This is a genomic window from Bacillus sp. AM 13(2015) (assembly GCF_001518755.1).
Classification (GTDB): Bacteria; Bacillota; Bacilli; order Bacillales; family Bacillaceae; genus Bacillus; species Bacillus safensis.
Map to the genome: position 1 here is coordinate 59,620 of NZ_LKCP01000008.1, position 23,114 is coordinate 82,733.

Annotated in this window: 25 protein-coding genes; 18 read left to right on the plus strand and 7 right to left on the minus strand. The window is 41.3% G+C overall.

Annotated features, from left to right (window positions below; genetic code table 11):
• Nucleotides 1–104 precede the first annotated feature (104 nt).
• The 4 genes from rpoD to AOQ70_RS01550 all read left to right on the plus strand — a co-directional run bounded on the left by rpoD (nt 105) and on the right by AOQ70_RS01550 (nt 3,838).
• Nucleotides 105–1,226 (plus strand): RNA polymerase sigma factor RpoD, encoded by a 1,122-nt coding sequence (rpoD, locus tag AOQ70_RS01535; RefSeq protein ID WP_008342392.1) that lies wholly within the window; start codon nt 105–107, stop codon nt 1,224–1,226.
• Between the two features lie 301 nt (nt 1,227–1,527).
• Nucleotides 1,528–1,887 (plus strand): cytochrome c550, encoded by a 360-nt coding sequence (gene cccA / locus AOQ70_RS01540; RefSeq protein ID WP_059374613.1) that lies wholly within the window; start codon nt 1,528–1,530, stop codon nt 1,885–1,887.
• 120 nt (nt 1,888–2,007) lie between these two features.
• The gene (locus AOQ70_RS01545) at nt 2,008–2,724 is read left to right on the plus strand and encodes a tRNA (adenine(22)-N(1))-methyltransferase (protein WP_039180027.1); all 717 of its coding nucleotides are present in this window, start codon (nt 2,008–2,010) and stop codon (nt 2,722–2,724) included.
• Complete coding sequence (locus tag AOQ70_RS01550; RefSeq protein WP_059374615.1) at nt 2,717–3,838, plus strand: Nif3-like dinuclear metal center hexameric protein; 1,122 nt, start codon at nt 2,717–2,719, stop codon at nt 3,836–3,838. Before AOQ70_RS01545 ends, AOQ70_RS01550 begins: the two co-directional genes overlap by 8 nt.
• Nucleotides 3,839–3,875: 37 nt before the next feature.
• Here the strand turns inward: AOQ70_RS01550 and AOQ70_RS01555 are convergent, their stop codons facing one another.
• Both AOQ70_RS01555 and vrrA read right to left on the minus strand, forming a co-directional pair.
• On the minus strand, nt 3,876–4,820 hold the full coding sequence (locus tag AOQ70_RS01555; protein WP_024423011.1) for a 4-hydroxy-3-methylbut-2-enyl diphosphate reductase: 945 nt from the start codon (nt 4,818–4,820) through the stop codon (nt 3,876–3,878).
• 157 nt (nt 4,821–4,977) lie between these two features.
• The gene (gene vrrA, locus AOQ70_RS01560) at nt 4,978–5,682 is read right to left on the minus strand and encodes a VrrA/YqfQ family protein (RefSeq protein WP_059374616.1); all 705 of its coding nucleotides are present in this window, start codon (nt 5,680–5,682) and stop codon (nt 4,978–4,980) included.
• 155 nt (nt 5,683–5,837) lie between these two features.
• Here vrrA and AOQ70_RS01565 point away from each other — a divergent pair, with 155 nt between their 5' ends.
• Nucleotides 5,838–7,157: a DEAD/DEAH box helicase gene (locus AOQ70_RS01565; RefSeq protein WP_024423009.1), complete on the plus strand. Its 1,320-nt coding sequence runs from the start codon at nt 5,838–5,840 to the stop codon at nt 7,155–7,157.
• A gap of 9 nt (nt 7,158–7,166) precedes the next feature.
• Nucleotides 7,167–8,060, plus strand: coding sequence for a deoxyribonuclease IV (locus tag AOQ70_RS01570; protein WP_047202314.1), 894 nt, complete (start codon nt 7,167–7,169; stop codon nt 8,058–8,060).
• A gap of 48 nt (nt 8,061–8,108) precedes the next feature.
• Here AOQ70_RS01570 and AOQ70_RS01575 read toward each other — a convergent pair whose 3' ends face one another.
• Entirely contained in the window at nt 8,109–8,363 is a 255-nt protein-coding gene (locus tag AOQ70_RS01575) for a DUF2624 domain-containing protein (RefSeq protein ID WP_024423008.1), read from the minus strand.
• A 140-nt stretch (nt 8,364–8,503) separates the two neighbouring features.
• Here AOQ70_RS01575 and AOQ70_RS01580 point away from each other — a divergent pair, with 140 nt between their 5' ends.
• From AOQ70_RS01580 to AOQ70_RS01600, 5 genes are all read left to right on the plus strand, one after another.
• Nucleotides 8,504–9,385 carry a YitT family protein gene (locus AOQ70_RS01580; protein ID WP_047202313.1) on the plus strand — a complete coding sequence of 294 codons (882 nt, stop codon included), beginning with the start codon at nt 8,504–8,506 and terminating at the stop codon, nt 9,383–9,385.
• 135 nt (nt 9,386–9,520) lie between these two features.
• Nucleotides 9,521–10,297 carry a metal ABC transporter ATP-binding protein gene (locus tag AOQ70_RS01585; RefSeq protein WP_024423006.1) on the plus strand — a complete coding sequence of 259 codons (777 nt, stop codon included), beginning with the start codon at nt 9,521–9,523 and terminating at the stop codon, nt 10,295–10,297.
• Nucleotides 10,297–11,157, plus strand: a complete 861-nt coding sequence (locus AOQ70_RS01590) for a metal ABC transporter permease (RefSeq protein ID WP_024423005.1) — start codon at nt 10,297–10,299, stop codon at nt 11,155–11,157. Before AOQ70_RS01585 ends, AOQ70_RS01590 begins: the two co-directional genes overlap by 1 nt.
• Nucleotides 11,135–11,563: a Fur family transcriptional regulator gene (locus tag AOQ70_RS01595; RefSeq protein ID WP_003217433.1), complete on the plus strand. Its 429-nt coding sequence runs from the start codon at nt 11,135–11,137 to the stop codon at nt 11,561–11,563. Before AOQ70_RS01590 ends, AOQ70_RS01595 begins: the two co-directional genes overlap by 23 nt.
• 136 nt (nt 11,564–11,699) lie before the next feature.
• Nucleotides 11,700–12,617 carry an ROK family protein gene (locus AOQ70_RS01600; protein WP_047202311.1) on the plus strand — a complete coding sequence of 306 codons (918 nt, stop codon included), beginning with the start codon at nt 11,700–11,702 and terminating at the stop codon, nt 12,615–12,617.
• A gap of 19 nt (nt 12,618–12,636) precedes the next feature.
• Here AOQ70_RS01600 and AOQ70_RS01605 read toward each other — a convergent pair whose 3' ends face one another.
• Nucleotides 12,637–13,215: a 5' nucleotidase, NT5C type gene (locus AOQ70_RS01605; protein WP_039180012.1), complete on the minus strand. Its 579-nt coding sequence runs from the start codon at nt 13,213–13,215 to the stop codon at nt 12,637–12,639.
• Between the two features lie 139 nt (nt 13,216–13,354).
• Here AOQ70_RS01605 and AOQ70_RS01610 point away from each other — a divergent pair, with 139 nt between their 5' ends.
• Nucleotides 13,355–13,717, plus strand: a complete 363-nt coding sequence (locus AOQ70_RS01610) for a DUF308 domain-containing protein (protein ID WP_039180010.1) — start codon at nt 13,355–13,357, stop codon at nt 13,715–13,717.
• A gap of 43 nt (nt 13,718–13,760) precedes the next feature.
• Here the strand turns inward: AOQ70_RS01610 and ispG are convergent, their stop codons facing one another.
• Both ispG and AOQ70_RS01620 read right to left on the minus strand, forming a co-directional pair.
• Complete coding sequence (gene ispG / locus AOQ70_RS01615; protein ID WP_024423001.1) at nt 13,761–14,876, minus strand: flavodoxin-dependent (E)-4-hydroxy-3-methylbut-2-enyl-diphosphate synthase; 1,116 nt, start codon at nt 14,874–14,876, stop codon at nt 13,761–13,763.
• 105 nt (nt 14,877–14,981) lie between these two features.
• Nucleotides 14,982–15,284 (minus strand): hypothetical protein, encoded by a 303-nt coding sequence (locus AOQ70_RS01620; protein ID WP_039180007.1) that lies wholly within the window; start codon nt 15,282–15,284, stop codon nt 14,982–14,984.
• A 198-nt stretch (nt 15,285–15,482) separates the two neighbouring features.
• Between AOQ70_RS01620 and AOQ70_RS01625 the strand changes: the two genes are divergently transcribed.
• Nucleotides 15,483–16,028 carry a GNAT family N-acetyltransferase gene (locus AOQ70_RS01625; RefSeq protein WP_047202309.1) on the plus strand — a complete coding sequence of 182 codons (546 nt, stop codon included), beginning with the start codon at nt 15,483–15,485 and terminating at the stop codon, nt 16,026–16,028.
• Nucleotides 16,029–16,084: 56 nt separating this feature from the next.
• Here the strand turns inward: AOQ70_RS01625 and AOQ70_RS01630 are convergent, their stop codons facing one another.
• Nucleotides 16,085–16,843 (minus strand): DUF1189 domain-containing protein, encoded by a 759-nt coding sequence (locus AOQ70_RS01630; RefSeq protein ID WP_041117993.1) that lies wholly within the window; start codon nt 16,841–16,843, stop codon nt 16,085–16,087.
• 145 nt (nt 16,844–16,988) lie between these two features.
• On the opposite strand from AOQ70_RS01630, the gene AOQ70_RS01635 reads away from it, so the two are divergent.
• From AOQ70_RS01635 to AOQ70_RS01655, 5 genes are all read left to right on the plus strand, one after another.
• Complete coding sequence (locus AOQ70_RS01635) at nt 16,989–17,474, plus strand: DUF456 domain-containing protein (protein WP_039180001.1); 486 nt, start codon at nt 16,989–16,991, stop codon at nt 17,472–17,474.
• Nucleotides 17,475–17,656: 182 nt separating this feature from the next.
• Nucleotides 17,657–18,265 (plus strand): superoxide dismutase SodA, encoded by a 609-nt coding sequence (gene sodA / locus AOQ70_RS01640; protein ID WP_007501264.1) that lies wholly within the window; start codon nt 17,657–17,659, stop codon nt 18,263–18,265.
• Nucleotides 18,266–18,386: 121 nt separating this feature from the next.
• The gene (locus AOQ70_RS01645; protein WP_059374618.1) at nt 18,387–19,673 is read left to right on the plus strand and encodes an MFS transporter; all 1,287 of its coding nucleotides are present in this window, start codon (nt 18,387–18,389) and stop codon (nt 19,671–19,673) included.
• Nucleotides 19,674–19,795: 122 nt separating this feature from the next.
• On the plus strand, nt 19,796–21,931 hold the full coding sequence (locus AOQ70_RS01650; protein ID WP_039183202.1) for a peptidoglycan D,D-transpeptidase FtsI family protein: 2,136 nt from the start codon (nt 19,796–19,798) through the stop codon (nt 21,929–21,931).
• Nucleotides 21,932–22,145: 214 nt separating this feature from the next.
• The gene (locus AOQ70_RS01655) at nt 22,146–23,063 is read left to right on the plus strand and encodes a phosphate ABC transporter substrate-binding protein (protein WP_047202306.1); all 918 of its coding nucleotides are present in this window, start codon (nt 22,146–22,148) and stop codon (nt 23,061–23,063) included.
• Nucleotides 23,064–23,114 lie beyond the last annotated feature (51 nt).

The window sequence follows — 23,114 nt, forward strand, 5'->3', positions numbered from 1 at the left end:
CCTATTTGCTTCGTCTTCTGTTTGACAGAGAGAGAAAAGCAGGGCGGAAGCAAATCGCAAGTTACTTTAGAATTCGTTGCAAGCTTTGGAAGGAGGGATCCATAATGGCTGATAAACAAGCCCACGAAACCGAAACTGAATTAACCTTTGAACAGGTGAGAGATAAGCTCACTGAAACGGGTAAAAAACGGGGCGTTTTAACATACGAAGAAATTGCAGAGCGTATGTCTAGCTTTGAAATTGAATCAGACCAAATGGATGAATACTATGAATACTTAGGCGAACAGGGTGTAGAGCTCATTAGTGAAAACGAAGAGACAGAAGACCCAAATGTTCAGCAGCTGGCTAAAGCGGAAGAAGAATTTGACCTGAATGATTTAAGCGTACCACCAGGTGTCAAAATCAATGACCCTGTTCGTATGTACTTAAAAGAAATCGGACGCGTCAATTTGTTATCTGCTAAAGAAGAAATTACGTATGCTCAAAAGATCGAAGAGGGCGATGAGGAATCAAAAAGAAGATTAGCGGAAGCGAACCTTCGTCTCGTTGTCAGCATTGCGAAACGCTATGTCGGTCGTGGTATGCTGTTCCTTGACTTGATTCAAGAAGGAAACATGGGTCTGATGAAGGCGGTTGAGAAGTTTGATTACCGCAAAGGATATAAATTCTCAACATATGCGACTTGGTGGATTAGACAGGCGATCACACGTGCGATTGCCGATCAGGCGAGAACAATCCGGATCCCGGTTCATATGGTGGAAACCATTAATAAATTGATCCGTGTTCAAAGACAGCTTCTGCAAGACTTAGGCAGAGAACCAACGCCTGAAGAAATTGCTGAAGACATGGATTTAACTCCAGAAAAGGTAAGAGAGATTCTTAAAATTGCGCAAGAGCCTGTATCTTTAGAAACACCTATTGGTGAAGAAGATGACTCGCATCTTGGTGATTTTATCGAAGACCAAGAGGCGACATCTCCATCTGACCACGCTGCGTACGAACTCTTAAAAGAGCAGCTTGAAGATGTATTAGACACGCTGACGGACCGTGAAGAAAATGTGCTGAGACTACGTTTCGGACTAGACGACGGAAGAACACGCACGTTAGAAGAGGTTGGTAAGGTGTTCGGCGTAACAAGAGAGCGTATCCGACAAATTGAAGCGAAAGCTCTTCGTAAATTAAGACACCCAAGCAGAAGTAAACGATTAAAAGACTTCTTAGAGTAGAAACCGGACGGATCTTGAAAGAGATCCGTTCTTTCTTATCAAAAATGAAAACGCTTTTTTCAATCTGATTATATTTTACTGAATAACAAATGAATTTGCAACGTTCTTAGAGAAAAGATGTATAAAAAATACATCTAAATGTGCTGAAGGCTTCGTTTCTCATCTAGATTCATTTTTGTCTAATCTGTGAACTTGACCAAAGTTTTGTATCATAATTCGTTTACTTTTTGTAAAATTAAAGTAGAATTAGAATTGTTTGCATAGTCTCAAAGGGGTTTTCACAAAGGGGAGGATGAAAGAAATGAAACGGAATCCACTTATACCATTTTTATTGATTGCCATTTTAGGTATTGGACTCACTTTTTTCTTATCAATGAAGGGGCTGAAAGATGAAGAAAAAATTGCCTCAGGGGGCAAGGAGCAAAAGCAAGAAGAGACAGCAAATGCGACGCCGGAAGAATTGTATAAACAGAACTGTCTAAGCTGTCACGGGGAAAACTATGAAGGCGGCGCAGGTCCTGCTTTAAAAGGTGTTGGAGACAAGCTTGAAGTAGCTGACATCAAGAAGAAAATTCAAGAAGGCGGCAACGGGATGCCAGGCGGGCTGATTCCGAATGAAAAGCTCGATGATATGGCGGAATGGGTATCTAAAATTAAATAACCTTACACAAAAAGCTCTTTTTCAAAAGAAGAGCTTTTTTCATTTGAAAACGACTTTTAAAAAGTCCATAATTTATATAAGATAGACAAGTATGAACATTAAAGAAAAGTAGTGATACGTATGAATGAAATGAATTTATCCAAACGATTAAAAAAAGTCGCAGACTTTTTACCAGATGAGGCAGTCTTCGCTGATATCGGCTCAGACCATGCCTATTTGCCATGCTATGCGATCCTGCATCAAAAAGCAGTGAAAGCTATTGCTGGTGAAATTACCGATGGACCGCTCCAATCGGCGCAGCAGCAAGTACATAGACTTGAATTAGATGAACAGATATCGGTCAGAAAAGGAAATGGCCTTGAAGTCATTGAAAAAGGCGAAGTGAATGCAGTGACGATTGCAGGTATGGGCGGGGCACTCATCGCAAGCATTCTAAATGAAGGAAGGCATAAGCTCGCAGGCCATGAGCGGCTCATTCTTCAGCCGAATATCCATGCCCACCATATTCGTTTATGGCTTTATCAAGAGGGGTATGAATTGATGGATGAAGTCATTTTAGAAGAGGACGGCAAAATATACGAAATCATCATCGCAGAAAAAGGCGATAAAGATAAAGCTTATGAAGGGATGTCACTTGAAGCAGGCATGCTCGTTGGTCCGTTTCTTGCGAAAGAGCAAAATGACGTCTTCCAGCGCAAGTGGATGCAAGAGCTTCAGCATATGGAGAAGATAGAAAGTCAAATTCAGCAGGCAGCACGGACAGAAGAAAACAAAGAGCGCCTTGAAGAGCTGAATGTGAAAATAAAGATGCTAAAGGAGGTCTTGACTGTTGGCTAAAACAGTAAACGGGCATGAAATCATCCAATTGTTTGAACAATTTTCACCAAAGGCATATGCAATGGAAGGTGATAAAATTGGTCTCCAGATTGGAACATTGAATAAAAAAGTAAGTAATGTGATGATCACCTTGGATGTATTAGAGAATGTAGTAGATGAGGCGATCGAGCGAAAAGTGGATCTCATTATTGCGCACCATCCGCCGATTTTTCGTCCATTAAAACATGTAGCGACAGATCAGCCAGCTGGACGGATCATTGAAAAATGCATCAAACATGATATTGCGGTATATGTGGCACATACGAATTTAGACGTAGCTGATGGCGGAGTCAATGACCTGCTTGCTGAGGCTCTAGAGCTTGAAGAAATAAGTGTGCTAGTGCCGACATACGAGGATCCAATCAAACAGCTTGCTTTGTATGTCCCTGAAGAGTTTGAAGAGGCCATCAGGACAGCTTTAGGAAATGCGGGCGCAGGTCATATAGGCAACTACAGTCATTGTGCGTTTTCAAATGAAGGGACAGGCAGCTTTTTGCCATCAGAAGAAGCTAAGCCGTTTATTGGGGAGTCGGGTCAATTAGAATTTGTGAAAGAAGTGCGGATTGAAACCATTTTCCCAGCAAGCATAGAAAAACAAGTGATTCGCGACATGATCAAAGCACATCCTTATGAAGAAGTCGCCTATAGTGTACACACGACAGATCTTCCGCCTATTCAAAAAGGCCTTGGCCGTATTGGAGAGCTAAATGAGCCTATGACACTTAGAGATTTCACGCAATTTGTGAAAACGAAGCTAGATGTGAATGGTGCTCGTTTTGTAGGAGATCAAGACGCTGTAGTGAAAAAAGTGGCGGTGCTTGGCGGAGACGGAAATAAATACATTCATCAAGCGAAAAGAATGGGTGCAGATGTGTATGTGACAGGAGACCTTTATTTCCATGTTGCGCATGATGCCATGATGCTTGGGCTGAACGTAGTGGACCCAGGGCATTATGCTGAAAAGATTATGAAAGAGGGCGTAAATGCGAAGCTTCAATCGCTATGTGCAGATAAAAAATATGACGTACAGCTCTTTGTTTCTGAATCAAACACAAACCCATTTCAATTTATGTAAACAAAAAACGTCAGAGCATATCCGCTCTGACGTTTTCTTATTTCTTTGTTTTGACGCGAGGTAAAATTTTAGAAAGAGGAACGGTCCGTTCAATCTTCCAAGTCGTTTCATCATCCGGTTCATAGTTTTCTAAGAAACGAATGACTTCCTTTGTAATAGGTGTTGGTGTTGAAGCACCAGCAGTAACGGCAACGGTTTTGACGCCCTGCAGCCACTCCAGCTTGAGTTCACTTAAATCGCCAATACGGTAAGCCTGCGTTCCGGCTATCTCCATAGACACTTGTGCGAGACGGTTGGAGTTATTACTTTTTGGATCGCCGACAACAATGGTTAAATCGGCTTGACCAGCTTGCTGCGAGACAGCTTCCTGACGCACCTGTGTCGCAAGGCAAATTTCTTGATGATACTCGACGTGAGGGTATTTCTCCTTAATCAGCTCCATCAGATCGTGGACATCCCATTGAGACATCGTCGTTTGGTTCGTGATGAGCAATTTTTCTGATGTTAAATCGAGCGCCTCAATATCGGCTTCTGTTTCGACAAGATGTACCTTGTCAGGGGCTACTCCGACAGCTCCTTCTGGCTCAGGATGCCCTTTTTTCCCAATATAAATAATGTCATAGCCATCGGCTGTTTTCTCTGAAATGAGTTCGTGGGTTTTCGTGACATCGGGACAGGTCGCATCAATGGCGACAAGGCCTTTTTCTTCTGCGATTTGACGAACCTCAGGAGAAACGCCGTGAGCCGTGAAAATGACTGTTCCGCTTTCTACCTGCTTTAAAATGTCTAAGCGGTTTGGTCCGTCCAGTGTGTAGATTCCATCTTCCTCGAAGGCATCAGTGACATGTTTGTTGTGCACAATCATACCTAATATATAAATGGGGCGTGGCAAATTCTTATCAAGTGCGGCATTTTTAGCAATGACCATTGCATCCACAACGCCATAGCAATAGCCACGCGGCGATATTTTAATTACATTCATTTATTCGTCCTCCTGTAGGGAAGTGCTGCTAGAGAAGAACAATATAAAAAGCCGTAAAAAACGGCTTTTTATCATTCTCTTGCTTCCATTATAGCCAAAGTAAGCGTATATATCAAAGATTGTTATACGCAGTGAACACTTCGCCGTTAAAAGATCACTAGACATATAGTTTTGGAACAGAGCTGCCAGATCTTTTTTTCGGTTTTGCTTCAGAAGCAGGTGATGTGTGTGGTGCTGCTTTTTTGACAAGGATGTCTTCGGGTTCAACATTTTCTTCTATTTCATCAGGTTGTGCTTCTTCCTCGGGTACTTCTGTTTCCGCGCTGGTCTCCGTTGATTCTGCATCATCGTCATTTGCATTTGCTTCATCATCGTCCGCACTGCCAAGCTGGCTGTACAGTTTAATCATTGCAGGTAAGTTTCTCACTAAAGGACCGTATTGCTGAATCATTGGCGTAAATTGCTGCGCCATCCCGAGCACTTTTTGAACATTTCCTAACATGCTTGAGAGAGTCGCAGGATTCGTGAAGCTCTGGATTCCTTGTAATCCCGCACCACCTCCAGAGACTCCAGCTCCTCCTGCGCCAGGAAGAAATTTAGAGAGCATGCCTTTAATTCCTGCTCCGCCGCCTAGTGCACGGCTCTCACCTCCTGGAATTCCGCCCATCCCGGGTAAACCGCCTCCCTGTACAGACGGGGAGCGAGGCATCATTTGCTGAAATGGATTGCCTTGCCCTTGAAAAGGCTGTTGGATAGGAGGCTGCTGCCCTCTTTGAAACATTCGGGGCTGTCCGCCATTTCCAAGGTGCCGGCGTGAGGGGCGGCGCGGCTGAAAATCGCCCATAGGCCTTTGCCCTAACATACTTGTACCTCCCTTACTGCATTCTCTTTCTCTTCATAGGTTATGCAAGGAAGCATCAATTGGTTTCCTGTAGGAAAAGCGGACATGGTTTTTTTACTGAAAATCAGCTATAATGAGGAGATGAGCAAAAAGGCATTGCCTTAAGGAGTGAAAACATGAAAGAAACAAAATTTACGACATATGAATTAAAGCCTTTTATTATAGATGCTATTCATGAACTAGGCTTTTATGAGCCGACTGATATTCAAAAAAGAATCATCCCTGCTGTTTTAAAAGGAGAAAGCGTGATTGGCCAGTCACAAACAGGAACAGGAAAAACTCATGCGTACTTATTGCCGCTGATTCATTCAATTGATCCAAGCAAAGAGCAGGTACAAGTCGTGATTACTGCACCTACAAGAGAATTAGCCAATCAAATTTTCAAAGAAGCTCAAACGATTTTAAAGAATGCTTCCCCAGAAGAAGAGATCAAAGCAAAGCTTTACATTGGCGGAACGGACAAGCAGAAATCAATTCAAAAGCTAAAAAATCAGCCGCATTTGGTGGTCGGCACACCTGGACGTATTGCTGATCTCATTCATGAGCAGGCGCTGAATGTTTACAAAGCGACCTCCCTTGTCATTGATGAAGCGGATTTAATGCTGGATATGGGATTTTTAGAAGATGTGGACCGTATTGGTGCACAAATGCCAGAACAGTTGCAAATGCTTGTGTTCTCTGCAACCATCCCAGAAAAACTAAAGCCTTTCCTGAAAAAATATATGGACAATCCAAAGTATGCGCATGTTGAACCAAGACGGATTACAGCAGAAAACATTCAGCATATTTTAGTTCCATCTAAACAGCGTGATAAATTAAAATTGCTCCATGAAATGGTGACGAATGTACAGCCATATTTAGGGATTATTTTTGCCAATACAAAAACAACTGTTGATGAAATCGCATCGTTCCTACAAGAAAAAGGAATGAAAATCGGTGTGCTTCATGGCGGATTAACGCCGCGCGAACGTAAAAAAGTCATGAAACAAATTGAAGATTTGGAGTTCACTTATATTGTGGCATCTGATCTTGCAGCTCGCGGCATTGACATTAAAGGCGTCAGCCACGTGATTAACTATGAGCTACCATCTGATCTTGATTTTTATGTGCACCGCGTTGGAAGAACAGCTCGTGCTGGTTCATCTGGAATTGCCATGACCATTTATGAGCTGGCTGATGAGGATGCACTCATTCAAATTGAGAAAATGGGCGTTGTGTTTGAAAACAAAACCATTGTTCATGGCGAATGGCGAGATGCAGATGACCGTCTGAAGCGTCAAAGACGTAAAAAAGCACCAAATGAAATTGAAGAAAAAGCAAAACGTCTTGTGAGAAAACCGAAAGCCGTCAAACCTGGATATAAAAAGAAAATGACACGTGAGATGGATAAAATCAAAAGACAGGAACGTAGAAAGTCAAAGCGTAATGGAAAGTAGGGGGAAACATTGTTAAAGATTGGTTCACATGTATCCATGAGCGGAAAACATATGCTTCTTGCAGCGAGTGAAGAAGCTGCCTCTTATGGTTCGAATACGTTTATGATTTATACAGGTGCACCGCAAAATACGCGCCGCAAAAAAATCGAAGACCTCAATATTGAAGCTGGACAAGCGCATATGAAAGAGCACGGCATGACAGATATCGTCGTCCATGCTCCGTATATTATCAATATTGGAAACACAGTGAATCCCGCGACATTTGAGCTTGGCGTAGACTTCCTGCGCTCTGAGATCGAGCGTACGGAAGCGCTAGGTGCAAGGCAAATTGTTCTTCACCCAGGTGCGCATGTTGGAGCAGGGGCAGAAGCAGGGATTCAAAAAATCATTGAAGGTTTAAACGAAGTCATTGTGAAAGGTCAAGAGGTTCAAATTGCACTTGAAACAATGGCAGGAAAAGGATCAGAGTGCGGAAGAAGCTTTGAAGAGCTTGCACAAATTATCGACGGCGTGACACATAACGAAGCTCTTTCTGTCTGCTTTGATACGTGTCACACGCACGATGCTGGTTACCCGATTGTGAGTGACTTTGATGGTGTATTAGAAGAATTTGACCGAATCGTCGGTATTGACCGAATCAAAGTTCTTCATATTAATGACAGTAAAAACGTACAAGGCGCAAGAAAAGACCGACATGAAAATATCGGTTTTGGTGAAATTGGTTTCGATGCACTGAACTATATTGTGCATCATCCGCAGCTTCAAGATGTGCCAAAAATTCTAGAAACGCCTTATGTAGGTGAAGATAAAAAGAACAAAAAACCACCTTACAAATTCGAAATTGCGATGCTGAAAGAAAAGCAATTTGATGAAGGCTTACTAGACAAAATTATGGGTCAGTAAAAAAGGATGCAACATGTTGAGGTGCCGCTAAATGCGGCCCTTTTTTGCTTAACTTGTAAACTGGTTAAACAAATCATTCACAGTCTGTGCTGTCTGTTTAGAAGTAATCGCTTCCACTTGCTTAAGAAGCCGGTTACGCTCTGAATCATTAAAAATATTGATGTTTTTCCCGTTCATGAGTTTGGCAACCTCAGCTGCTTGATGTGACGTTAAACTGACACCATACTGTTTCGCATACCTTAACAGATCATTTGCTGTGATCTGATTGAGCCGCTGCAGGACAATTTTTTGGATTAAAATCAATTCCATTCCTCCCCTCTGTAACAATGTATGGGCGAAAACGGAAAATGTGCAAAAAATTTTATTTTATTCTGTGAAATGATAAAATAGTAAAGTGAATAAAATGTTCATTGAAAATTTAACATGTGTAGAAGGGAGAACGTATGGCAAATAGTAAACAGCATAGAAAGGAATCAGTGCCTCATTTTATTTTGAGAATTTTCCTGATTCTAGTAGGGGCTGCATGTGCAGCAGTCAGCATTGAATTATTTTTAGTGCCAAACAATATTATTGATGGGGGCATCATCGGCATTTCGCTTATTTTGGATTATCTCTTTACAGATAACCCGTTTATTAATTTTGCGACGATTGTTGTCATTTTAAATATTCCATTTATGATATCAGGATACAAGCATATTGGAAAAACCTTTCTGGTTTCCACTGTGATTGGGATTGTCAGCTTAGCCGTGATTGAATCTTCACTTCATCATGTGGAGGCATTTACAACACAGCCGATCTTAGCCACTGTATTTGGCGGGCTATTACTTGGATTTGGTGTTGGACTTGTCATCCGTAATGGAGGCTCAATGGATGGAACAGAGATTTTAGGAATTCTTTTGACGAAAAAAATCCCTTTCTCCGTCGGTGAGTTTGTTATGATCGTCAATGTGTTCATTTTTATTTGGGCGGGCTTTGTTTTCGGACCAGAGCAGGCTATGTATTCTGTCATGACATATTATTTGGCAATGAAAACAATTGATGCTGTCATTCAAGGGCTTGATGAAACAAAAGCTGTCATTATCGTATCAGATTATTATGATGAAATTTCAGATGCGATTCTGCATCGACTCGGCAGGGGAACGACAAAGCTGAGAGGAAAAGGCGGCTATACAGATGAAGAAAAAGATGTCATCTACGCCGTTGTCACAAGGCTTGAAATTACAAAGCTGAAATCCATCGTATTTGAAATTGATGACCAAGCTTTTATCACGATTATGGATACGCATGAAACAAAAGGCGGTAAGTTCAAAACAGCCATTCATTAGCTTTTATTTTACTTTTTTATCTTTCTTTTATATAATGAAATGTATGTATGGACAGAGAAAATGGCAAAAGCCATTTTCTTTTTGTTGTATAAATCGTAATCATTCTTTTTATATTGATTAAAGGTGGAAAGATTCATGGCAAAGCCAATCATTGAAATGAAGGACATTTCGTACTCATATGGACAGCGAAATGTTATTGATCACATTCATTTAACAGTAGAGGAAGGAAACTTTCTAGCACTTGTTGGACCGAATGGTTCTGGTAAAACAACCTTATTAAAATGCCTGCTCGGACTTATTAAACCGCAGCAAGGTGAATTAAAGCTATTTGGCACGCCTGTTTCAAAATTTAGAGACTGGGATCAAATTGGATTTGTTTCTCAAAAGGCGAATAGCTTCAATACGGGTTTCCCTGCTTCTGTATATGAGGTCGTCGCAAGCGGATTGACCGCGAAAATTGGTTTGTTTAAACGAATGAGCAAGCAGGATAAATGGCAAGTGGAAGATGCCATTCGCTCAGTTGGTATACAAGATTTAAAGCATCAAAACATCGGGGAGCTATCAGGCGGTCAGCAGCAGCGCGCATTTATTGCCCGTGCGCTTGTCAGTCAGCCAAAGCTGCTCATTTTGGATGAGCCCACAGTTGGGGTAGACCAGCGGACAGTAGAAGGCTTTTATCAGCTGCTCGAAACATTGAACAAAGAAAAAGGAATGTCTTTAATTCTCGTCACACACGACGTTGGCACCGTTTCCGATAAAGTCACCCATGTGGCTTGTTTAAATCAGACACTGCATTTCCACGGGGATGCAGAAGCGTTTGATTCAATGGATGATCAGGCGCTATCCCAATTTTACGGGCATGACATTCAAGTGATTCATCACGACCATCACCATCATGGGGGACATGAATAATGCTATTTCCATTTTTTCATTATGAATTTTTACAAAATGCGTTTATCGCAGGGTTATTGATTGGTTTTATTGCGCCCTTACTTGGTGTATTTATTGTCGTCAGAAGGCTCTCGCTTATTGCAGATGCCCTCAGTCACGTATCACTTGCCGGTATTGCGGCAAGTCTATTTCTTGATAAAAAGTTTGGCCTTTTGACAGGGGTAAGCCCGCTGTACTTAGGGATGGCTTTTTCTGTTGCTGGTTCATTGTTTATTGAACGTCTGCGTTCCGTGTATAAGCATTATCAGGAGCTGGCCATTCCCATTATTTTATCTGGGGGTATTGGGATCTCCGTCATCTTCATTTCACTAGCGAATGGCTTTAATACAGATTTGTTTAGTTATTTGTTCGGAAGTGTCAGTGCGGTGTCAAGACTCGATCTTTGGATTATTGTAGGGATCTCACTCGTTGTTGTGTTAGTTGTTGTGCTTTTATATAAAGAATTATTTTTGCTTTCTTTTGATGAAGAGCATGCAAAGGCTTCTGGTATTTCAGCAAAATGGATTCATTTTATTTTTATCTTAGTCGTTGCACTTGTCATTGCGGCATCGATGCGTATCGTCGGTACACTGCTTGTGTCGGCGCTCATGACGCTTCCTGTTGCGGCAAGTATCCGCATTGCCAAAGGATTTAAACAGGCGATTTTCCTTTCGATCTTGTTTGGTGAATTGTCGGTATTAGCCGGATTGATTTTAAGCTATTATCTTGATTTAGCGCCAGGCGGAACCATTGTGATGCTGTCTATTTTGATTTTAATCGGGTGTATTAGTATTGGGAAATTCAGAAGGGGGAATCAACATGAACGTACAAGAAGCGCTTGATTTATTAAAGGAAAAAGGCTACAAATATACAAGCAAACGTGAAGATATGCTTCAATTGTTTTCTGATTCTGATAAATACTTGACCGCTAAAAATGTGCTGACGGCACTAAGTGAAGATTACCCGGGTCTTAGCTTTGATACAATTTATCGAAACTTGTCACTATATGAAGACCTTGGAATATTAGAAACTACGGAATTGTCAGGGGAGAAATTATTCCGTTTCAAATGTTCATTTTCCCATCATCACCATCACTTTATTTGTCTTACATGCGGGAAAACAAAAGAAATCGATGCCTGTCCTATGGACAAGCTTGACGCCGATCTAGAGGATTATCATATTAGCGGACATAAATTTGAAATATACGGAACGTGTCCTTCCTGCGAACCGAAGGAAGTTCACTCGTGAAAAAGCCAGCCGTGAAGCTGGCTTTTTTGTTTTGTCTTTTGAAAACGTTTTACAAAGAGTGGCTGTTTCATTAAAATGAGATCAAGGTACTACAGCGTGCAATTTGAGTCTTTTGGAGTAAAGGGAGGGGTCAAAAGTGGCTTATTACGTCGTGTTTGATGTAGGCGGGACGAGAACGAAACATGGATTAATGGATCAGGATGGAAAGCTGGTCACTAGCGGTGACTATCAGACGAACTGCCGGCAGCTTGAACCGTTTTTAGAAGCAATGGCGGGTGTGGTCAGGGATTATCAAAGGAAGCAGAATGTCAGGGGTATCGCCATCAGTCTTCCAGGCTTTGTGGACAGTGAATCAGGTTTTACAGAATTTGCAGGCGCCATTATCGCCTTAAATGGTCAAAATGTAAAAACACTTTTAGAAGAGAAAACATCTCTTCGTGTAGAAGTGGAAAATGATGCGAACTGTGCAGCTCTCGCAGAAAAATATAGCGGCCATGCGAAAGAGTGTGACAGCTTTATTTGTATGACGCTTGGCACAGGTGTTGGCGGTGGTATTTTCGCTGGTGGTCAGCTTGTGCGCGGGGCTTCCTTTCGCGGCGGTGAATTTGGCATGATGCTGACAGAAACAGACAATGGACAATTTACAACACTCAACAGCAGCGCTTCAACGGCTGGTCTCATTCGCAGCTATAAAGAAAAGCAAGGAATTCCGCAAAGTACACAAATAGACGGCCAAGACATTTTTGAAAAGGCGAAGCACGATCCGTCCATTGAAAACCTGGTGGATCAGTGGTACAAGCGAATCGCCATTGGCATTTACAATGTAGCAACCGTCCTCAATCCAGAAAAAATTCTCATTGGCGGCGGCGTGAGCGCAAGACCAGATTTACTATCAAGTATTGAGAAACACCTACATACACTGCCTGCGTGGAAGAACATTCAGGTGAAGCTGGAAACGTGTTATTACTTGAATCAGGCAGGCATGAAGGGAGCGTTGTACCATTTCCTCATGAAAGAAGGGCAGCTTGCTCCATCGAAAAAGCCGATACATTAAACGTATCGGCTTTTCTACCTTAATAAGCAGCTTGCAGACTTTGTTCATATTGTTTGATCCATTGAGACGCTTCGTGCCAGTTGTTTACGCGAATAATTCTGTCGTCAATTGGCATCTGGTTATAAGGGGAGTTAAAAAGTATAACCGGGATGTCTGCCTCTTTTGCAATCATTGTGGCATTGCCGTGATGGTCTTCAAAAAATACATCAATCTTGTGCTTTTGAACGGCTTCCAGCTTATGATGACCGCCAACCAGCTCAATGTCATCATAATGCACGTCATGTTCTTGAAACCACTTGTAGGTGATATCTGAATGCTGCTGCCTTCTTGCTGTAATATAAATCAATTTGTGCTGCTGCTTCATTTGGTCGAGGATTTCTTTAGCACCCTCAGCAGGCTTTGCCTGTTTATAAATAAGAGGCTCATGCTCATTCATCCAGCCCCAAAATTCTTCTTGAGAAATCTTTAAAAGCTTCGTCAAATCATATTCTGTCATATCATCTAGTGTCATGGCACATTGGAACGACTCGTTTAAATAGGGAACAAAAGTGTCCTGCGCCGTCACTGTACCATCAATATCAATTCCTAAACGTAACATGCCCACACTCCTCATTTTTATACTCTTAAAGTGTAACATAATCATTTCACAATTCCAGCAAGTTTTAGCAAACATGAAACAGACATTTTTGCTCATACTAAAAAAGCTCCTTTCTATTAACCAAAAGGGGGAATTGATCATGGAAAGAGACGAGGATTTCAGAAGAAATGATCGTGAAATCGACACACACTTTAGTAATGATGATGGCTATTTAGAGGAAACAGCTGCTGAAATTGCAGAGCCATATCAAGCATCAAGAGATCGAGAAGATAGACGAGGACGTGACCATGCAGGTGACGATTCGGGCAGTAAGGGGATAGGCTATACAGCACTCGCGATTGCGATTATCTCATTATTTGTCTTGCCGGTGCTATTAGGGGTAGCGGCAATCGTCGTTGGTTATATTGCAAGAAGAAAAGGAGCACATGCGCTTGGCGCGTGGTCAATCGGGATCGGAATTGTTTCCGTCATCCTAGGCATATTTATTACCCCGTTCTTTTAACAAGGACAGAAAAACGCCTGACAATGACGTCAGGCGTTTTTTGTTATGCATTCGCTTGTTTTTCTTTTTCAGCTTCCATTTTCGCATAATGTTCTTCAGCGATTTTATCGATTTCTTTTTTCAGTTCTTCGACCATTGTTTCTTCAGGTACTTTACGAACAATTTCACCTTTACGGAACAATAATCCTTCGCCTCTAGCACCTGCGATGCCGATATCTGCTTCACGCGCTTCACCTGGACCATTTACAGCGCAGCCGAGGACTGCTACTTTAATCGGAGCTTTGATTTTAGAAATATATTCTTCGACTTCATTTGCAATGCTGATAAGGTCAATTTCAATTCGTCCACAAGTTGGGCAGGAGATCAGAGTTGCTGCATTTGATGCAAGACCAAATGATTTCAACAATTCACGTGCTACTTTTACTTCCTCAACTGGGTCAGCACTTAATGAGATACGGAGTGTGTTCCCAATCCCCATATTCAAAATAGCGCCAAGTCCAGCTGCACTTTTGACTGTACCTGCAAATAACGTACCTGATTCTGTAATCCCAAGATGAAGAGGATAATCAAAGGCTTTCGCCGCTTTTTCGTATGCTTCAATTGCAAGGTTTACATCAGATGCTTTCATACTGACGATGATGTCATGAAAGTCTAGGTCTTCTAGAATTTTAATGTGATGCAGTGCACTTTCGACCATACCATCTGCAGTTGGGTAGCCGTATTTATCAAGAATCTTTTTCTCTAATGAACCAGCGTTTACCCCAATACGAATTGGAATGCCTTTTTCTTTTGCTGCTTTGACAACAGCTTCGACTTTTTCTCTTCTTCCGATGTTTCCTGGATTGATTCGGATTTTGTCTGCGCCTGCTTCAATCGCTTTCAGTGCAAGCTTGTAGTCAAAATGAATATCCACAACAAGCGGGATGTTAATTTGTTTTTTAATGTCCGCAATTGCATTTGCTGCACGCTCATCTGGACATGCGACACGCACGATTTGACAGCCTGCCTCTTCTAAACGTTTAATTTCAGCGACTGTCGCTTCGACATCATGTGTTTTGGTTGTTGCCATACTTTGAATGACAACCTCATTATTTCCACCTATAGTTAAAGGTCCCACTTTGACGGGACGCGTTTTAGTACGATGTGTGACTTCACTCACTTGTCAATCGCTCCTTAGTGTACAAGCAATTCTTTGCTGTGTACGTCGTGTTTTACAGTTCATATTGTAACAGTCTCTTTGTATGAATGACAAGGAATTAACGTTTTATCTCTTATAGACAGGAAACTTATATGTGCTGCCTGCTCTGATTTCGTTCGCTTTCACACCTTGATTCAGCTCCTCGAAATCTTTAATGACATCATCAAGTGGCTTGCTTGTATGTACGATGGAGAGGACCGTTTCACCTTGTTTTACCGTGACGTTCTTATATGTCTTTTTCTCAGCTGTTTGAAGGGCACTTGCTGGAACGGCTGGGTTTTCCTCAACAGGAATGGTTCCATTTTTTAAATCAAAAAAGATAATAAAGAGGACAAACAAACTGATTAGTAAAAAAAGAATTCGCCGCATTTTACTCACCGCTTTTAAGAGTTTACTTCAGTCTATGCATATGCTGAAATGATAGAACCAAAAAGAGGAGAAAAGCTGGAAAGGATGGTTCTAGTTAGTTCTAGTATGTCTTGTAATAAAACTGCTTGGGTCGTTGGTGTAAATAGGAGAGCAATCTCATATGACGATTATGATAAAATAAGAAAGGGGGGAGATTTAATGAAGAAAGTTAGTCAGCATATATATGTGAGAACACTAACAGAAAATGATGCAGAATCACTGTTAACATTAGAGCTTGAGAATCGCTCATATTTTCAGGAATTTACACCTTTGATCAAAGATGATTTCTTCACGTTACCTCGTCAAATTGAACGAATTCAGCGGAGTAGGCAAAGAAGTGAACAAGATGAATCATACATGCATGGTATTTTCTTAAATGAAACAGGTGCCTTAATTGGGACGATCTCTTTAAGTTCTGTCGTAAGAGGTCCGATAGAAGGAGCTTGGCTCGGGTATGTACTCGATCAAAGGCAGGGCGGAAAAGGATATATGACAGAAGCCATTCGTTTAATCATTGACTATGCCTTTTTTGAGTTGAATCTCCACCGGATTGAGGCTGGAGTAAAGCCGAGTAACAAGGGTTCCATTCGTGTACTTGAAAAGACAGGTTTTGAAAATGAGGGACTAAATCGTAAAAAAGTAAAGATTAATGGCGTGTGGGAGGATCATTATTTATTTGCGATCATCCATCCAGATGAGTCCTAGTGCATGAACATACATAAAAAGCTCCTCCGAGACGGGGGAGCTTTCATTGTGATGGATCATTTGCTTTTTTTGGCAGGTATTTCTTTTACAACAAGATATAAAAAGATAAAGTTAATGACCCAATTTAATAAAAATGAGTTTGCAACAGGCGTGTTTAATGCACTCATGATAGCGAAAAAGACCGTTGTTAATGTGAGTGAATAAGCGGAGAGCTTCCAAAGCATTTGGAAAGACAGCTCTTTTTGCTGCATTCGTTTAATAAATGTACCAAGCATCGCAAGGAATGTTGCGCTAATAAACATGAGAGCCGCAGTTGATAAATATAGCAGTACACAGATGACAGGGATAATAATCGCTTGGTTCTGATTTGTGACGCGAGCAAGTTCGTCTTTTGTCAGCGTTCCGCCAAGGAGCTGGTATGGAATATCTGTCATTTGCCCATCAATCGCAATCACTGCTTTTTCCTTTAATAAAGCGATGGCTGTTTGCTTTGATTCAAGTTCACTTGCTTTTATTTTTTCAGCAGGATCAAAGATGATCGTAATGCCGTTTTCTTCTTTTTCTATTGGTGCACTTTGATCCGCTTGAAGCTTTCCTTTTTCAATTGAAAAGTCGGGTAAATCTTTTTTGATCACGTGCTGAAATCCTGACATCGCATTCGAGATCTCTTGGCTCATATGATATCCCTGCGGAACTGCTGCGATAATTGAGAGGATAAAAATGAATAAAATCGCTTTACCGATTCCTGTAAATCTTGCTTTGGCAATATCTTTTGGTGAATAAATTCCTTTTAACAATAGATTAAATACGTTCAATACCCATTCACTTCCTACATTCTTTTCTATTTCTCATATTGTATCAATGTCTATCCATCAAGTACAAGTATGGCCCTCATCACTGGTTAAGATAGAAGGAATGAGGCATAATGTATACAGCATATAAAAAGGAGGCGGCAGGGTCTTGGACGTGCTTTATTGGATACTGATTGGCTGTGCATTTATCATTGCGTTTGTTGGACTGGTTTATCCAATTATCCCGAGTGTGGTTTTTATGGTACTCGGATTTATTCTATATGGTTTCTTCTTTAGCTTCGAGCCGCTTACACTGACGTTCTGGCTCATTCAAGCGATGTTTACTGCCGTCTTATTTGCGGCAGATTATGTCTCAAACCTTATTGGGGTCAAGCGCTTTGGCGGCAGCAAGGCTGCTATATGGGGAAGCACCATTGGGTTATTGGCTGGTCCTTTTGTGATCCCCATTGCAGGAATTATTATTGGTCCATTTCTCGGAAGTGTCATTGCAGAGCTCCTTGTTCATCAAAAAGATTTGAAGACGAGTGTGAAAGTCGGATTAGGTTCATTAATTGGATTTGTATCAGGTGTTTTTGCAAAAGGATTGATTCAGGCGCTGATGCTGGGCATCTTTTTATTTTATGTCCTTCGCTAAGTTGAAAAAGGGTGTTTAAAACTTTATCTAAAGGGCTAAATACAAAATAAACACTGAAATGTTTCAGAACATGAGCAATAACGTTGAAACAAGCTGTTTCTTTTGATACTCTTTGAGTAGGGTGAATTGCTGACTTACAAAGGAAGCATTTCAGTACATACATTTTAAGGAGGAATTTAACCATGGCTTTTAAACTTCCAGAATTACCATATGCTTACGATGCATTAGAACCACATATCGACAAGGAAACAATGACGATTCACCACACAAAACACCACAACACATACGTAACAAACTTAAACAAAGCAATCGAAGGTGTATCAGCTCTTGAAGATCAATCAATTGAAGAGCTAGTGGCTAACTTAAACTCAGTGCCTGAAAACATTCGTACAGCTGTACGTAACAATGGCGGAGGACATGCGAACCACTCATTATTCTGGACGCTTCTTTCACCAAACGGTGGCGGCGCACCAACTGGTGAACTTGCAGATGCAATCGAAAAAGAATTAGGCGGATTTGAAAAATTCAAATCTGATTTCGCTGCAGCAGCTGCAGGACGCTTTGGTTCTGGTTGGGCATGGCTTGTTGTGAACAACGGAAAACTTGAAATCACAAGCACGCCAAACCAAGATTCTCCTTTAACTGAAGGAAAAACGCCTATTCTAGGACTAGACGTTTGGGAGCATGCTTACTACCTAAACTACCAAAACCGTCGTCCTGATTACATTTCAGCATTCTGGAATGTTGTGAACTGGGATGAAGTAGCTCGCCTTTACAGCGAAGCAAAATAATGATTTGATTCTAAAAGACCTGCTTTCAAGAGAAGCAGGTCTTTTTATATTTTCCCTCCTTTTTTTACATATCTGCCTTTTGATGAGACAGACTATTGTGTAGAAAAGGAGAATGAATTGTATGAGCAGATTAAAGAAAATGTTCGGGGACATGGATGTTACAAGAGATTTATTGCTCCTCCTCACGATTGGCGGGTTATACGCACTTGCCATAGCGCTTTCAAATACGTTTGTAAATGTGTACTTATGGAAACAGTCTGGGAAATTCACGGATCTTGCGATTTATAACTTGGCCATTGTGGTGCTTCAGCCCATTACGTTTTTATTCGCTGGCCGGCTCGCTAAAAAAATAGACCGGGCGTTTGTCCTTCGTTTCGGTGTCATCTTTTTAGCCGCTTTTTATTTAATTGTTTTAATGGCAGGAGAACAAGCGGCCGCACGGCTTGTTTTATTGGGAAGTGTCCTTGGGATTGGCTATGGTTTTTACTGGCTTGCTTTTAACGTACTCACCTTTGAGATCACCGAGCCTGAAACAAGAGACTTCTTTAATGGGTTTCTCGGGGTGCTTTCCTCAACTGCCGGCATGATCGGTCCTCTCATTGCGGGGATTGTCATTTCTCAGTTAACGGATGATACAGGCTACACAGTCATTTTCACATTATCGCTTTTTTTGTTTTCACTAGCGGTTGTGATGAGCTTTTTCCTCAAAAGAAGACAGTCAAAAGGCAAATTTATCATCAAACAAATTTGGAAAGAACGCCATGCAGACGAGAACTGGCGTAGGATTACATCAGCACACTTTTTTCAAGGGCTTCGTGAAGGGGTCTTTGTCTTCTTAATCAGTGTCTTCGTGTTTATTGCAACAAACAGCGAGCTTGCTCTCGGGACGTTTGGTTTAGTGAATTCAGGTGTTGCGTTTTTTGCTTATTTCTTCGCTACACGTTTGATTAAGAAAAAGTGGCGGAAGAAGGCGATTATGCTTGGCGGTCTGATTTTATACGGCGCCCTGTTTTTAATCGTCTTCCACTTGTCCTATGTTTCACTTCTCATGTATGCGGTAGCGATTGCAATAGGATATCCGCTCCTGCTTGTTCCTTATGTATCCTTAACATATGATGTCATCGGCCATGCAAGGTATGCCAGAAAGGCCAGAATTGAATATATTGTGGTCAGAGAGTTATTTTTAAATGCCGGCCGTATTAGTTCGATTGTTTTGTTCCTGCTGTCTGTCACCTTACTAGGTGATGAGCTCGGAATCCCAGCATCTCTTGTAGTGCTCGGGGCGGGACATACCCTCATTTATTATTTTGTAAAAGATATTCATTTGAAAGAAAAAACAGCTGATATGAAAGAGGCTGACGGTCAAAAGCCAGTTTCTCACACGAACCTTATTAAGGGAGAAAGGTAAAATTTCTTACCAATGGAACATCAAATTTCTAGATAAATGATAAAAAAACCGCTAAAATGATGATGGCACCTTTTAAACACAAAAAGGGGTGCCATTTCTTTCTTGATAGAAAAGGTGATGTGATGAGAAACAAGAAAAACAAAAAAGACGCGAAGGAAGGGCGCAAAACACTTCCGATCCGGCTGAATTTATTATTTTTAGCTGCGTTTATTATTTTTACCGGCGTTGTCGTTAGACTCGGGTTTGTGCAAATTGTCAATGGAGAAGATTATAAAAAGCAGGCAGAGAAACAAGAGGATGTGAATGTCAGCTCATCTGCTCCGCGCGGAAAAATTTACGACCGAAACTACAATACGATTGTCAGCAATAAAGCGCTAAATGCCATTACATATACGAGAACCTCGACGACTTCACAAGAAGAGCGACTCAAAGTGGCATCAAAATTAGCGGATATGATTCATGTGAGTACGAAAAAAATCACAGATCGGGACAAAAAAGATTTCTGGATCTTAACGCATCCGAATGAAGCGAAAAAGCTTGTTCAAAAGGAATCAGAATTAAAGGGTGACGATAAGGTCTCTGATGATAAACTATATGAGCTTCAGCTAAAACGCATCACAGACAAGGAATTAAATCAACTGACGAAAAAAGATTTACAAGTGCTTGCCATTAAAAGGCAGATGGATGGAGGCTATGCACTGACGCCTCAATTTATTAAAAATGAAGATGTAAAGCCGAGCGAAATTGCTTACGTCTCTGAGCATTTGGACGAGCTGCCAGGTGTTGATGTGACGACAGACTGGTCACGCAGCTATCCGTATAAAGGACTGCTCCGCAGTATGCTTGGCAGTGTGTCTTCGAGTGATGAAGGTCTTCCGCAGTCACTTCTTGAGCATTATCTATCACTCGGCTACAGCCGAAATGACCGTGTAGGAAAAAGCTATCTTGAATATCAATATGAAGATGTCCTGCAGGGTCAAAAGGAAAAAGAACAGAGTACAACTGATAAACAGGGCAATGTCACAAGCTCTAAAGTGTTAACTGAAGGTAAGAGCGGGAAAGACCTTGTGCTGACAATTGACATTCAGCTGCAAAAAGCGGTTGAAAAAATTATTGAAAAGAACTTGAGAAGTGCGAAACAAAGAGGGGGAACTGAGCTTCTTGATCGCGCATTTGTTGTTATGATGGACCCGAGAAATGGAGAGGTTCTCTCTGTTGCGGGTAAGCAGATTTCAAACAAAAACGGAAAATACAAGTTCGATGACTACTCATTAGGAACGATGACATCCTCATATGCGATGGGATCAGCTGTAAAAGGGGCAACGGTACTGACCGGATATAAAACAGGCGCTATTCATATTGGAAGTACCCAATATGATGAACCTCTCTATATCGCCCAGTCACCGCCAAAGAAATCCTATCAAAATATGGGACTCATTAATGATTTAACAGCACTAGAGCGTTCATCAAACGTGTATATGTTCAAAACAGCGATCGCCATTGGGAAAAGCGAATATCGTAAGAATCAGCCGCTCCCAATTGATCCGAAAGCATTTGATACGTTCCGCTACAATTTCAGTAAATTTGGCCTTGGCGTCAAAACTGGTATTGACCTGCCAAACGAGGCAACGGGCTACAGAGGAACGTCTACACAATCGGGCCTTTTACTTGACTATGCGATAGGACAGTATGATACGTTTACACCGCTGCAAATGGCGCAATACGTTTCAACCATTGCAAATGGGGGATATCGTTTACGTCCGCAGCTTGTCAAAGAAGTGAGAGAGCCAGATCCGCAGCGCGGCATTGGAGCTGTGACAGAATCCGTTAAACCGGATGTATTGAATAAGCTAGACATGACAAGTGATCAAATCAAGCGTGTCCAGCAAGGCTTCAAGCTTGTGATGCAGAACCCAAGAGGGACAGCCTATTCAAACTTTGGCAACAAAAAGTATAATCCAGCTGGCAAAACAGGAACCGCTCAATCATTCTATGACGGTCCAATTAAAAGCAAGCGCGGTACACCGACGTATAACACAACTCTTGTAGCATACGCGCCTGCTGATAATCCAGAAGTGGCCATTTCCGTTGTCGTCCCGTGGGTGTATCAAGACTATAATCAGCGCTATCCAATTACAAATGATATTGGGGAACAAGTATTAGACAAGTACTTTGAACTGAAATCAAAACAGGAAAGCAATGATACACAGGCGAAAAACAAAAACAAAATTGAAAATGAAGCAGAAACAAATAACTAGACCTTTCATAGGTAAAAACGCTCACTTTTTGTGGGCGTTTTTTTACGTTTTCTTCAAAAATTCCGATATAAATTGACAAAATTCATAAAAAACGCCGCAATTTCTCTACAAAACTTCGACATTTACAAAACCTTAACATTCCATTTAAACGAAATTAATAAAGAACCTTTAATGTATTACTCGTAGGACAAATTATTCAGGGGGTATTCTTGAAATGAAAAAGAACAAATTATGGCTGCTTACTTTCCTTACTATCGCATTGTTAGCATTCGTCACAGCATGCGGAAACAGCAGCTCAAGCGGAGATTCAAAAGACAGTAAAGGAAATGCTTCAAACAAAGATGAGGCATCAGGTTCCATTACCATCTCAGGATCATCTGCGATGCAGCCTTTAGTTCTTGCGGCAGCAGAAAAATTCATGGATAAACATCCAAAAGCCGATATTCAAGTACAAGCCGGCGGTTCAGGAACAGGACTTTCTCAAGTTTCAGAAGGATCTGTACAAATTGGTAACTCAGATGTATTCGCTGAAGAGAAAGACGGAATCGACGCAAAAGCTTTAAAAGACCACAAAGTAGCAGTTGTTGGAATGGCCGCAGCTGTTAACCCTGAAGTGGGTGTCAAAGACATCACAAAGGACGAATTGAAAAAAATCTTCACTGGTAAAATCAAAAACTGGAAAGAGCTTGGCGGGAAAGACCAAAAAATCACGCTTGTTAACAGACCTGATTCTTCAGGAACTCGTGCAACATTTGTGAAATATGCACTTGATGGTGCAACACCTGCAGAAGGAATCACAGAAGATTCTTCAAACACAGTAAAAAAACTGATTGCAGAAACACCAGGTGCAATTGGATACCTAGCATTCTCTTATTTAACAGATGACAAAATTACACCGCTTAGCATTGATGGTGTGAAACCAGAAGAAAGCAATGTAGAAAGCGGTAAATATACAATTTGGGCATACGAGCACTCTTACACAAAAGGTGAGCCGGAAGGTCTAGCAAAACAATTCTTAGATTACCTTATGAGTGACGAAGTACAAAAAGAAATCGTTAAAGACCAAGGCTACATCTCAGTCTCTAATATGAAAGTAGAAAGAGACGCAGCAGGCAAACAATCAGATAAGTAAGAGGTCTTGAATTGCTGATGAAGGAAAAGTGGAGCATTTCACTTTTCCTTT

What these genes read in the sequence shown, in the direction of transcription:
- AOQ70_RS01595 (WP_003217433.1), top strand. Translation starts at nt 11,135, where the DNA reads ATGAACGTACAAGAAGCGCTTGATTTATTAAAGGAAAAAGGCTACAAA.
- AOQ70_RS01625 (WP_047202309.1), top strand. Translation starts at nt 15,483, where the DNA reads ATGAAGAAAGTTAGTCAGCATATATATGTGAGAACACTAACAGAAAAT.
- AOQ70_RS01620 (WP_039180007.1), bottom strand. Translation starts at nt 15,284, where the DNA reads ATGCGGCGAATTCTTTTTTTACTAATCAGTTTGTTTGTCCTCTTTATT.
- sodA (WP_007501264.1), top strand. Translation starts at nt 17,657, where the DNA reads ATGGCTTTTAAACTTCCAGAATTACCATATGCTTACGATGCATTAGAA.
- cccA (WP_059374613.1), top strand. Translation starts at nt 1,528, where the DNA reads ATGAAACGGAATCCACTTATACCATTTTTATTGATTGCCATTTTAGGT.
- AOQ70_RS01565 (WP_024423009.1), top strand. Translation starts at nt 5,838, where the DNA reads ATGAAAGAAACAAAATTTACGACATATGAATTAAAGCCTTTTATTATA.
- vrrA (WP_059374616.1), bottom strand. Translation starts at nt 5,682, where the DNA reads ATGTTAGGGCAAAGGCCTATGGGCGATTTTCAGCCGCGCCGCCCCTCA.
- AOQ70_RS01655 (WP_047202306.1), top strand. Translation starts at nt 22,146, where the DNA reads ATGAAAAAGAACAAATTATGGCTGCTTACTTTCCTTACTATCGCATTG.
- AOQ70_RS01545 (WP_039180027.1), top strand. Translation starts at nt 2,008, where the DNA reads ATGAATGAAATGAATTTATCCAAACGATTAAAAAAAGTCGCAGACTTT.
- AOQ70_RS01650 (WP_039183202.1), top strand. Translation starts at nt 19,796, where the DNA reads ATGAGAAACAAGAAAAACAAAAAAGACGCGAAGGAAGGGCGCAAAACA.
- AOQ70_RS01590 (WP_024423005.1), top strand. Translation starts at nt 10,297, where the DNA reads ATGCTATTTCCATTTTTTCATTATGAATTTTTACAAAATGCGTTTATC.
- AOQ70_RS01580 (WP_047202313.1), top strand. Translation starts at nt 8,504, where the DNA reads ATGGCAAATAGTAAACAGCATAGAAAGGAATCAGTGCCTCATTTTATT.
- rpoD (WP_008342392.1), top strand. Translation starts at nt 105, where the DNA reads ATGGCTGATAAACAAGCCCACGAAACCGAAACTGAATTAACCTTTGAA.
- AOQ70_RS01605 (WP_039180012.1), bottom strand. Translation starts at nt 13,215, where the DNA reads ATGTTACGTTTAGGAATTGATATTGATGGTACAGTGACGGCGCAGGAC.
- AOQ70_RS01585 (WP_024423006.1), top strand. Translation starts at nt 9,521, where the DNA reads ATGGCAAAGCCAATCATTGAAATGAAGGACATTTCGTACTCATATGGA.
- AOQ70_RS01610 (WP_039180010.1), top strand. Translation starts at nt 13,355, where the DNA reads ATGGAAAGAGACGAGGATTTCAGAAGAAATGATCGTGAAATCGACACA.
- AOQ70_RS01645 (WP_059374618.1), top strand. Translation starts at nt 18,387, where the DNA reads ATGAGCAGATTAAAGAAAATGTTCGGGGACATGGATGTTACAAGAGAT.
- AOQ70_RS01555 (WP_024423011.1), bottom strand. Translation starts at nt 4,820, where the DNA reads ATGAATGTAATTAAAATATCGCCGCGTGGCTATTGCTATGGCGTTGTG.